Here is an 11,746-nt window from a genome sequence, read left to right as displayed (position 1 = left end):
GGCCGGGCAATTCAGAGTTTTGCCTCGACGCTGAAGAATCACGGCACGATAGCGTGCCGTTGCATCATCTAATGGTGACTACTTGTCGCGAAGCGCTGACACACAATTGTCTGCAAGACCGCTGCCATTGTCCTTGCCCTGGCGGGTACCGGATGGACTTACTCCTGCGCTCATCAGAACAGTAAGAGTGCAGAGTAACTTTGCGCATTCAGGGAGCTGGATCTAACCCGTTGTTTGCATGGCTTTGGACGTCGAAAGTCGTTACAGACAATGCATGCGACAATGTGGAAGATGTCGCCGATTTGACGAAGAAATTGGGCAGTAAAGAGCCAGTAGTAATCCTCAACAAGCCTGACGAGGATTGCTACTGGCGGTGAGTGGATAGGTATCTGTGTGGGGTGTGGTCGGACGTTCTTGTTAACAGTAGAACGCTGCCCCGATCGGGAGTCAGTCCCAGTAAGTATTACGCCGCGGCTTTTGCAACGGGTCAATATGCTTCGGCAAAATCACGTGCGGCAACCCATCAATCATCACGACCTTGATCCGACCCGAATCAGCATCCATATGCCCACCACGACACAGACCCGCCAAATTGATGAGCTTCGTTTCGCCGCCCATCCACCACGGATCAACATGGTGAAACTCAATCTTCTCCGGCGGCTCAGTACAACCAGGCACAACACACCCATGATCACGAGCCAACACCGCGCGCTTGAGCCTCTCCGGAACCAACCGTTGGGCTCGACCATAGTCAAGCAACTCACTCTTCGAGTTAAAGATTGCCGGGATAATATCGGCTTCGCACAACAACCGTCTGAGATCCCCGGGCGGGAGATTCACCCCGTGAGCAGTGCGCGCATCACCAGAAGCGAGATCCTGCAAATCTTCGAGCTTCAAATGCACCAGAACCTCAGGTCTAATCCGTTGGCTGCCACCTCCACCGGTCGGAACCATGGTGAGGATATCCATCAACGCATTCAACGCTCGTTCAGGGACCGTCGCCGGGACCTCGGTGGTTTCTGGTTCCCAGATCGCTTCCTCCAATGCCCCTTCGGGTAAGAAGTCCAAGATGCTAGGTTCTGCTGGGATCGGCTGTGCGGCTGCTTCGTCTAGTGTTTCTGATTCTGGGTCGGTGGTTGGTTCGTCAACGGCAGGTGCAGCTTCAGCGGATTCAGTACCGGTATCCGACTCGTTAACCGTGCCAGCCTGTGGCGGACGGTTGACCCGAGCCTGCGCCCCGGCACGGGTGCGCCCGTTAGCTGCATGAGCGGCCAACGAATCAAAGTACTCACCTTCCACCGTGGTGACCCGCAAGAGAAACTCGCGGGTGAACTCGTTCTTAATCGGTAACGGGAAGAATCCCCGACGCAGCGAGGAGGATGTTGCAGTACCTGCAGTAGTACTCGCGGTAGTGATCAGTTCTTTGACCTGTTTGTTCGTTTCAGCAACACTCTGCCCGCCGGTAAGCAGGGTGGCTGCGTGTTCTTCCACCGGGCGGCCATCTGCATGAAACAACGTCGGCTCGGTACGGATCCCCTCAAAGGTCTGGTCCTTAGGTTCACGCTTAGCCAGTTTCTGACTGATCTCCCGCACCACCGCCGGATGCAACGCCGGGGATTGTTCCGTGTCTGGGGTGGTAAATAGTGTGGCTAAGTGTTCAAAGCGCGGTGGGAGCTGGTTACCTGCCATATCCCGGCGGCTGATCAGATCGCTGGCGTCGCCGATGAGTTTGCTCGCTTCACCAAAAGGAATATGAGTCCAGGAAGCTAAGAGTGCGGCAGGGGTTTGGAAGCTTGCTTTACCAGCGCAGCGGTGAGGCAAGCGGGTGGTGTCTGGGGCGGTGGTGCGTAGTGTGTCGAGTTCTGTTTCGTGAAGGGTGTGGGCGTTGGTGGCTGCGAGTCGTTCAGCACCGGTGACACGGATACGTGCTGCTTCGTCTTCGAGCTGTTGGCCGGTGGTGGCTAATTCTAGGGCGAGGCGGGGATCGGTGGTCTCTGCCAGATGTAGGCGTAGGAAGGTGAACAGTGCGGTGCCGGTGGTGGCCAGTTTGCGCAGGGTTTCGCCCGTGAGGTTTTCTGGCTCACTGGTGGCTGCGGTGAGCTCGGTGAGCGTCGTATGCAGTTCGGTGAGGCTAACCCCGGCGGTGGTGTTCATGAGTTGAGTATGAACTGGATCCTGCGCCGTGGGTGGCCAACGTGCAAGTTGTGGAAAACTCGCCAGCTGAGTATTTTCGGTGTCCGTTGGACGCTGAACTATTTCATCGTCCAACGGACACCGGTGTAGCGGAGGGGCTAGCGTTTTTCCTTACCCACAAATACGCCGAGGACCGCGGAAATGATCGAGATGATGATGGTGCCAGCGATTGCGTCCCACCAAAATTTGTCGATACTTAGTCCGACCGGAGTGAACTGTGTCAGCCAACTGGTGAGTAAGAGCATCAAGGCGTTGACGATCACGGTGAACAAGCCCAAGGTCAGGCAGGTGATGGGCAGCGTGAAGAACGCGACGATCGGACGCACTAAGGCGTTGATCAGACCGAAGATCAGGCCAATGATCAGGTAGGCAATGACGGAGCCCATCAGGTCATCGCTCATCGCCGAGATATGAAGGCCGGGGACAACCCACACGGCCGCGGCAAGCGCGAGGGCGTTGATAATGACTCGAATCAAAAAACTCATAAGCCAACTTTGTCATAGAAGACTGGATGATCGGTGGAAAAGGAATCTGCCGATTGCGCCGCCGGGCACTAGGCTTGAGCTATGAGTGAGAACCCTGTAATCCAAGATCTGGTGCAACCTCGTTCCATCGTTGCGCGCTTGCCTAAGTACGCCGCCGGCAAACCACCGGTAGCGGTCGAAGGGCTTGAATCATTCAAGCTTTCGTCGAATGAGATTCCTTTTGGCCCAATTGATGAGGTGCGTCAGGCGGTCTTGGCGCAGGATGCGCTGAACCGCTACCCCGATAGCCTGTCGACGAAGCTGCGCACGAGCCTGAGCGAGTATCTTGACGTGCCGGCCGAAGACATCGTCTCCGGTGCCGGTTCACTTGGCGCACTGACTCAGATTCTGACCACTTTCGCGGGACAGAACGAGGACGGAATTCAGGATGAGGTCATCTACGCGTGGCGCTCATTTGAGGCCTACCCGATCTTGGTGCAAAGCGCAGGGGCGTTGCCGGTGGAAATTCCGGTCTTGTCCGATGGTCGTCACGACCTGGAATCGATGATCGCAGCAGTTAACGAAAACACCTCGGTGATTTTGTTGTGCACTCCGAATAACCCCACCGGCCCCATCCTGACGCAGGCAGAGGTTGATGACTTCATCGCCCGCGTGCCACGCAACGTGCTGATCGTCTTAGATGAGGCCTACATCGAGTTTGTTCGTGATGAGCATTCCGTGAACGGTGTGAACACCTACCGCAAGAATCCAAACGTGGTGTTGTTGCGCACGTTCTCCAAGGCGCACGGCTTGGCTAACCTTCGCGTTGGCTACAGTGTTGCACACCCGGAGATCACCGAAAATATTCGTGTGGTGGCGACCCCGTTTGCTGTTTCTTCGGTCGCCGAAGATGCCGCCGTTGCCTCGCTGGCAAACATCGATAAGGTGCTTGAACGCGTGGAGAGTTTAGTTCAGGAACGTGAGCGCGTGGTGGCCGCTTTGCGAGCGCTGGGTTGGGTATTCCCGCAAACTCAGGCGAACTTCATCTGGTTGCCGTTGGGTGAAAACACCCAAGAGTTCGTGCAGCGTGCCCAGGCGCGGGCGTTGTCGGTTCGTGGGTTTGGCTCCGAGGGTGTGCGCATCTCGATCGCGGAGGTTGAAGCGAATGATCGTTTCATCGAATTGTGCAAGAATTCTGAGGATTTAAAGCTCGGCTGACGTGCTTCTAATTCTCGCGTTTTAGAGGCCGAAAGATATAGGCTGTTTAGTAGTTAAGCCGCTATATGTCCCATAGGGAATGTATTCCTGAAGGGGCATATGAATGATTGAAGGATGTTTTATGTCGCGTGCCGCGAATGAGGCGACGGACCAGGGTCTAGTGCAGATTCTGACTCCGGAAGGCCAGCGTCTTCCCAACCAAATGTACGATGCGTATTTGGGTGACGTTGACGACGACATGTTGCGTGGTTTTTACCGCGATATGGCGTTGACTCGCCGATTCGACCAAGAGGCTACGGCCCTGCAACGCCAAGGGCAGCTGTGCCTCTGGGTCCCGTTGCGTGGGCAAGAAGCGGCGCAGATCGGTTCGGGTCGAGCCACCCGTCCTAGCGATTACATCTTCCCGACCTACCGTGAACACGGTGTGGCACTGACCCGCAACGTCTCCTTCTCCGAGATGTTGCGGCTCTTCCGTGGAATCTCCGGTGGCGGCTGGGACCCTCGGGAAAACAACTTCCACATGTACACGATGGTGCTCGCGGCGCAGATGCCGCACGCATCGGGCTATGGAATGGCAATCAACCTTGACCAGCACGGCTGGGATGAAGCTAAACGTGCCGCCGAAGGCGACGCGGTGGTGGCCTACTTCGGAGACGGTTCATCCACCGAGGGCGAAACCCACGAAGCGATGGTTTTCGCGAACTCCTTCAACGCTCCGGTGGTGTTCTTCTGCCAGAACAACCAGTGGGCCATCTCGGTACCATTCGACGTGCAGTCGAAGGTGGATTTGGTTCACCGCGCGGCCGGTTATGGGATGCCAGGCATCCAGGTAGACGGTAACGACGTGCTCGCGGTGTTGGCAGCAACTCGCTGGGCGCTGGAGCATGCACGCAGCGGAAAAGGGCCGGTACTCATCGAGGCGATGACCTATCGATTGGGTGCACACACCACCGCAGATGATCCAACCAAGTACCGAATGAGCGAAGATGAGCTCGCGTGGGCTCCGAAGGATCCGCTGATTCGGTTGGAAACGTATCTGCGTGAAAACAAGATTGTTGACGAAGCATTCTTTGCGCAGCTGGCAACCGACGGCGACGAGATGGCAGCAAAGGTCCGCAAGGACGCGATGGCTTTCCCTGTGCCACCGCTGGCCAAATCCTTCGAGCAGGTGTACGCCGAGGCGCACCCGCTGATTCAGGAGGAGCTGGCTTGGCATTTGGAATACGAGGCCGGGTTTGCGGACGAATCAGGCGTGGGGGAGAAGTAAATTGACGACAACTATGACGCTTGCCAAGGCCATCACCACGGGCCTGGATAAGATACTCGAATCCAATGACCGCGCGATCCTCATGGGTGAAGATATTGGCCGCCTCGGTGGCGTGTATCGCATTACCGACGGGCTGATCGACAAATACGGCGCCCACCGGGTCATTGATTCCCCACTGGGTGAGGCCGGGATCGTCGGCGGCGCGGTAGGTATGGCGTTGCGCGGGATCAGCCCACTGGTGGAAATCCAGTTTGATGGTTTTGTGTTCCCCGCCTTCAGCCAGATCACCACGCAGCTGGCCAAAATGCATGCGCGTTCCGAGGGCCGGCTGACGGTTCCGGTGGTGATCCGGATCCCTTATGGTGGCGGTATCGGATCGATCGAACATCACTCCGAATCTCCTGAGGCGCTGTTTGTGCACACCGCCGGGCTGCGCGTGATCACCCCGTCCAACGCGCACGACGCGTACTGGATGATCCAGCAGGCCGCGGCCTGCCAGGACCCGGTGATTTATCTGGAACCCAAGCGCCGCTACTGGCTCAAGGGTGAGGTGGATACCGAAACGCCGGCGCTGGACGCGTTCAAGGCGCAGGTGGTTCGTCCCGGCGATGATGCGACCATCGTGGCCTACGGCCCGCTGGTGCCGATCGCCTTGGCAGCTGCCGAGGCCGCGCGCGAAGATGGCCGCTCGGTGGAAGTGATCGACCTGCGTTCGCTCTCACCCATTGATTTTGACACCATCACCGAGTCGGTGCAGAAGACCGGGCGGCTGATCGTGACCCACGAGGCTCCGACCTTTGGCGGGATCGGCGGGGAGATCGCAGCGCGAATCACCGAACGCGCGTTCCTCTCATTGGAGGCGCCGGTGCTGCGTGTGGGCGGATTCCATATGCCGTACCCGATCTCGAAGGTCGAATCCCAGTACCTGCCGGACATCGACAAGCTACTCGAAGCCCTCGACCGGTCCTTCGCCTACTAGGCGACGGATTCAAGGAGAAAAACATGACTGTCTTTAATCTTCCCGATGTGGGCGAGGGGCTGACCGAAGCCGATATCGCTTCTTGGAAGGTCTCAGTGGGCGACACCGTTGAGGTCAACCAGATCTTTGTCGAAATTGAAACCGCGAAGTCGCTCGTTGAGCTGCCTTGCCCTTTCGCCGGGGTGGTCACCGAACTTCATGCCTCCGAGGGTGACACCGTGCTGGTTGATCAGCCGCTGATCACCATCGATGAGGAGGGTGAACCGGTGCTTCCCACCGGTGTTCCCGAACCGGTGCAGGTCGCAAACACCGAAACTCCGAACCATAGTGAGGAGCCTGGCCCGTTGGTTGGTTCCGGCCCGGCCGCGGATTCGGCGGTGCGCCGAGCGCGGACCAGTCGTCCGACCCCGTCGGCCGTCGCCGCACGTCCCAGCGCGGCGAACAAGGCTGGCGCGAGTGCCGCCGGTCTGGCAGATACTATTTCACGTCGCGCCCAGGGACTGGGGCAGGCGGTGGCCCGCGAGGTGGATCGCCGCAAGCCTGCGATGGCCAACTTTATGGATCGCGTGCTGGCTAAACCACCGGTGCGCCGGTTGGCCAAGGACCTCGGCGTAGACATCAACGAGGTCATCGGTACCGGGGTGCAAGGTGAGGTGACCCGCGAAGACGTCAACAGTTACCAGGGTCAGCGCGAAGCCGAACGCGATGCGGCACCGACCTACTGGGGCCATGGTGCCCAAGGTGGCGCACTGATCGAACGTTCGCAGGTTCGTGGGGTTCGCAAGGCCACCGCGAAGGCGATGGTTGCGTCGGCGTTTAGCGCTCCGCACGTGTCGATCTTCGTCGACGTGGATGCTAGCCGCACCATGGAGTACGTGGCCAGGCTGAAGAAGTCCCGCGATTTTGAGGGAATTAAGGTTTCCCCGTTGCTGGTTTTGGCGCGCGCGGTTATTTGGGCTGCGGCGCGTAACCCGTCGGTGAACGCCTCCTGGGTGGAGACCGAATCCGGCGCGGAGATCCACCAGAAGCACTTCATGAATCTGGGTATTGCGGCAGCCACCCCGCGCGGGTTGCTGGTGCCGAATATCAAGAACGCCCACACGCTGAATATGCGCGAGCTGGCGATTGCACTCAACGACTTGGCGATGACCGCCCGGGCCGGTAAGACCAGCCCGGAGGATATGCGCGAAGGCACGTTGAGCATCACCAATATCGGGGTGTTGGGCATCGACACCGGAACGCCGATCCTCAACCCCGGCGAGGTTGCGATCGTCGCCTTCGGCACGATCAAGCAGAAGCCATGGGTGGTCGACGGCGAGGTAGTGCCACGCTGGATCACCACGCTGGGCGGCTCCTTTGATCACCGGGTGGTGGACGGGGATCTGTCCGCACGGTTCATGGCCGATGTCGCCTCGATCATGGAAGAACCTGCGTTGTTGCTTGACTAGAACCACGAAGCAACCCGTCCGGTGGGTGCCCGCAAGGCATGCATCGGGCGGGTTTTTTCATTCCCGGTTACTCAAAGTATTGTTGATATACTCGCAGGACTATGATTCGACCGCTTGTTTCAGCCGCTTTCGCGCTAGTGCTGACGTTTTTCATGTCGCCATTGAACGCGCCCGTGGCGCAGCCAGCGCCGGCGCCGGTGTATCCCACCACCGAGTCCAGCGCCCCGGCTAAAGACAATGAGTCGGTGCTGATCCCGTTGATTAGCGCGCATGAGGACAACTTTTATCTGGCGGTCAGCGACGCGGCCCAAGCTTCGGTCGATCAGCAGGGAATCGTTGATCAGGTGCGCGAATCGATGGGAGCTACCCACGCAAAGATCCTGGTGGGGGTGGATAAAAAATCCAATAATCTCAAGGGCGCCGCGCAGTTAGTGCGCGGCCTGCTGCTCTTTGGTGACAGCGACGCGTTGAGCGATGACTGGTTGGAACACGGCAAAGATCGCGGTTACGTCGGCAAAGGGTGGATCGTGGTGGGAGTGATGCTTCCCGAACGCGCCGGTGCACCCACCGAAGTTTTTGTGGATCCGGGCCGAAATGTCAGGGCCAAGGCCGAGGGCGCGACCGAGCGTATTCACCGCGCGGGCCAACAATATTTTGATTCCCAAAAGTACACCCAGGGGATCATCGAGGTGAGCAAGGCGAGCGCAACGCAGTTGCAGGCACCCAAAAAAGCTATGTTCCGCAGCTGGCAAGGTGTGGGAATACTTGCACTGCTAGTGCTGGGCGGGGTGTTGGTAGTTTTCATCATGCACCGGCGCAAGGTGCGCGCCAAGGCGGCGAACAAGCGTGCCCAGCGTGGAGCGCAGCTCGTCGATTTACTTCGACATCGCGCCTTCCGGTTGGAAAAATATCGTGCACCACTGCCTGCGGGCGAGCCAAATGGGCCTACCAGACGGGCCAGTGAATCCATCAACGCGGTGATACCTGCGCTGAACGCGCGTGCCTTATTACTTGCGCAGAACTATCAGGACGGCGGCCCGCTGAGCGTCGAAGAGCTAGCGCGGATGGAAGCTAGCCTCGCCGATCAGGAGTTGCTGATCGCCGCCACGAAGGCGCTAAACACGCTCCTTGAGGCAAAACGCGGGCAGAGCGCCGATTGGAAAGCCATCGTGCTTACCCACCGGGAACGGCTCGAAGACACCGCGCAGTTCCTCAACTTAGACTCCGTGGGTCAGCTTCACTGCCTGCCGCAATTGCGGACCATGATTATCGAACACACCAACCGGTTAGACGAGATCCAGCACTGGGTGCAGGCCGATGCGTCCCGTCAGCAAAGCCCGGTGCAGGTTTTAGACCAGCTCTGGCAAATGCGTGCCGAACTGCAGCAAAACCATAGCGCCGCCCTCACTCAGGCGCGCGAGGCACGGCTAGAAGTAGTTGGTTCGCTCCGTCAGCGAATGGATGCGCACGGCGCTCGGCAGGTATTTACAGATCCCTTGACTAGCCTGGACGTCGCGCTGGTGCGGGCGCAGATGCTCAAGAGTGAAAACCGGCAGGTCAGTTCATGAGCCGGCGGGGGTTATACGATTCACGGGGCCGCAGGCTGCACAGGCCACGGTCCTGGGCAGCGCTCGGCGCGCTGCTGATGGCGCTGGTGACCACCCTGGTGGCGGTGCAAGGCTACCAATCGATCCCCGACGAGCCACGCTTTGAGGTGGCGATCGTGGTTGAGGGTACCCCGGAGTGGAACATTAGCCAGGCCACGGTCGACGCGGCGCTAAGTGAACCGATCAAAACACATCGGCCGCTGCGACTGATAGTTACCGACCGGCACCTGAGTGGTGATGAGCTGCTGCGCGGACAGGTGCCCACTGGCCAGGTGTTGCTCTCCACGCAGCTGGAGAATCTCAAGACCGAAAATAGCACCGTGCAGCAGCGGTTTACCGGGGCCGCGCTGAACTCGCAGCTGGTGGACGGACGCGATGAATATACCGATGCCCGTTTTGAAATTAGCGGGGCCTTCCGCGACAACCTGGGCTTAGGGCACGGCCCGCAGGCGGTGGTGGCGGCCGCCGAGCGCGCCGCGATCGTGCTCTCCGCACAAGGGGTACAAAACCCGGCCTACTGGTTTGGTGCGATTGGCCTCTGCGCGATGCTGACCGCCGCGCTGCTCTCTGTTGCGCTGCGCTACCGTTCGCGGTGGGGGTCGCGGCATCGTCGGCTGATTGCCGCGCAACGCAAACTGGCCCGGGTGCTACTGGACCTCGAAGCCTTGGAGACGACCTATGCAGCAGCACCGGCTGCTTCACGCCCGGCGGGGTTCAGCAAAAACTGGGAGGAGCTGCAAAGCCTGTCCCTGCAGGCGGCGCGCAGCGAAGACCCGCTGGTCACCTCGCTGTTTACCAAAAAGGAGGCGCTCGGTACACGCACAGGTGCCCAGCTGGCCACCTTCGAGGCGAGCACTCGCACGCTGACTCAGCTCGCCGACGCGTTGCTGGGAGCCGGGTCGGTGCATGCAAACCTTGCCGGGACCGGTTCCACCTTTGACCAATTGAGCCGGCCGATCAACGATGCGGCAACCGCCTTGCTGATTCGCCTAGAGCAGGCCCCGGGAAAAATGATTTCCGGTAGCGATGTGCGCAGGCTGCGTGATGACCTGGGCGAATTGCTGCAGGCCTCGGCCTTAGAGGTCGATAGTTCGCAGGCAGTTGACCGCTGGCGCAAGGCCGAAAAGCAGCTGGCCACACACGGTAAAGCGTTGACGCACAGCCTGCGCCGCTACCCGCGCGGGAAAATCCCCGCCGTGGCGCAGGTTCCCGCACAGCATCTGCAGTTGCGGGAGAGTTTGGGCCTACAAACCGCTGAGCAGTCCAGCGCCCTGTACCAGTTGGGGCTAGCCAACGCGCTGGTCCGTGCCACCTTAGGCGATACGCTCGCCTCCGATACTCGGGTGGCGCCGCAGCCGCACGCTCTGCCTGTCGCCAGCAAAACTTCTCGCGGCCACGCCTCTCATTCACCTGGCATAGATGAACCTGCCCCGCGACGTCGTGGGCTACGCATAACCGGGGCCGTCGTGACGCTCATTGCCGCGATGATCGTCGCCGGGCTGAGCGTGAGCACGTTGACCGCCAAACCCGAAGTTTCACGCAGCGGTAGCGGTCAGGGGGTCAGCTTCGAGGTGGATGATCCGGCCAAGCTGCTCGATGAAGATGAGGTCCTACGTTATATGGACACCGATTTTCAGACCGACACCAGCTTTACCCTGGCCGTACGTGATGCCGAAAGCTACCTGGGTTTCCTTCCGCTTGAAGCGGGGCGAAGCTTCCATCAGGTGCGTCCGCGCAGTATTTTGGAAGCCAAATGGCGGCTGAAAAGCGAATTTAAGGACAAGGTAAATCCGCTCACCGGGGAGCTACGCGAGGGCGAGGTGATCGTCCCGGTGCTACTGGCCGACGATGAGCGAACCGTCGTGCCCGGGGTGATCTCCGCGCAGCTGCAACGCGGCGACTACGGGTGGGGGCGGCTGGTCGCCTGGGAGCACGGGTCGATTAGCGAGTCCAAGTACCTGGAGATGGAAGTGGCCGGGGCCTTAGACGACTACAACAACGCACTAGCGCGCAACGGCTATGAGCCGGTCAATTTTTCTGCCACGTCGCTATTCTGGATGCTCACGTTCCTGTTCTGCTTGACCGTGCTCAACCTGGTACTGGTGGTGCGTTACCTACTTTCGACGGCCACCAGGCTGGGCCGGTTCGGGCGTGGCGCACGGAGCCTGGCGCAGGCGAAGCGTCAGCTTGAAGCGTTGCTGCTCGGGTTGGAGGATTCGCAGATTAACGCGGTGGCGGTGCTCGGTGCAGATACTCACGGGCGCGCCGATGAGGCGGGGCAGCGGCTCTTTGAGCGTGCGTTGGTGATGGCCTGGCATGAGGCGCAAGAACTCTCACAACTGCCCTTGGGTGAGCGGTTGGGGCAGTCCTTTGCCCGCAGGGTGGCGCACCTTGAGCGTTTGGTGGCGCGCCTGGGCGAACGCGATCAAGATGTCACTCGTCGTGCCAATGACCTAGTGGCGGCCACGCGTGGGGCCGGCGGCGACGAACCGGCGTCGGTATTACTGCCTAGCTAGTAGGCTCCCACGTCGACGGCGGTCCGCATCCCCTAGTGAGTAGGGTAATGCTGA

Annotated in this window: 8 protein-coding genes; 6 read left to right on the top strand and 2 right to left on the bottom strand. The window is 59.7% G+C overall.

Annotated elements, in window-relative coordinates; translation table 11 throughout:
• Positions 1–447 precede the first annotated feature (447 nt).
• Positions 448–2,154 (bottom strand): HNH endonuclease signature motif containing protein, encoded by a 1,707-nt coding sequence (locus tag IEX04_RS01925; RefSeq protein ID WP_188683270.1) that lies wholly within the window; start codon positions 2,152–2,154, stop codon positions 448–450.
• Positions 2,155–2,291: 137 nt separating this feature from the next.
• Entirely contained in the window at positions 2,292–2,678 is a 387-nt protein-coding gene (locus IEX04_RS01920) for a phage holin family protein (protein ID WP_096254787.1), read from the bottom strand.
• Between the two features lie 81 nt (positions 2,679–2,759).
• Here IEX04_RS01920 and IEX04_RS01915 point away from each other — a divergent pair, with 81 nt between their 5' ends.
• The 6 genes from IEX04_RS01915 (at position 2,760) to IEX04_RS01890 (ending at position 11,692) form a co-directional block, all read left to right on the top strand.
• Positions 2,760–3,875, top strand: a complete 1,116-nt coding sequence (locus tag IEX04_RS01915) for a histidinol-phosphate transaminase (protein ID WP_105678502.1) — start codon at positions 2,760–2,762, stop codon at positions 3,873–3,875.
• Positions 3,876–3,996: 121 nt separating this feature from the next.
• Positions 3,997–5,142, top strand: coding sequence for a pyruvate dehydrogenase (acetyl-transferring) E1 component subunit alpha (gene pdhA / locus IEX04_RS01910; protein WP_188683268.1), 1,146 nt, complete (start codon positions 3,997–3,999; stop codon positions 5,140–5,142).
• A gap of 13 nt (positions 5,143–5,155) precedes the next feature.
• The gene (locus IEX04_RS01905) at positions 5,156–6,121 is read left to right on the top strand and encodes an alpha-ketoacid dehydrogenase subunit beta (protein ID WP_188683266.1); all 966 of its coding nucleotides are present in this window, start codon (positions 5,156–5,158) and stop codon (positions 6,119–6,121) included.
• 23 nt (positions 6,122–6,144) lie between these two features.
• Complete coding sequence (locus IEX04_RS01900) at positions 6,145–7,569, top strand: dihydrolipoamide acetyltransferase family protein (RefSeq protein ID WP_188683265.1); 1,425 nt, start codon at positions 6,145–6,147, stop codon at positions 7,567–7,569.
• A gap of 173 nt (positions 7,570–7,742) precedes the next feature.
• Entirely contained in the window at positions 7,743–9,137 is a 1,395-nt protein-coding gene (locus tag IEX04_RS01895) for a hypothetical protein (protein ID WP_194446427.1), read from the top strand.
• Positions 9,134–11,692, top strand: a complete 2,559-nt coding sequence (locus IEX04_RS01890; protein ID WP_188683261.1) for a DUF5129 domain-containing protein — start codon at positions 9,134–9,136, stop codon at positions 11,690–11,692. Before IEX04_RS01895 ends, IEX04_RS01890 begins: the two co-directional genes overlap by 4 nt.
• The last annotated feature ends 54 nt before the right edge of the window (positions 11,693–11,746 follow it).

It is taken from the genome of Glutamicibacter ardleyensis (assembly GCF_014644555.1).
In the GTDB taxonomy this organism is placed as follows: domain Bacteria; phylum Actinomycetota; class Actinomycetes; order Actinomycetales; family Micrococcaceae; genus Glutamicibacter; species Glutamicibacter bergerei.
This window is presented reverse-complemented; position numbering and strand designations above follow the sequence as displayed.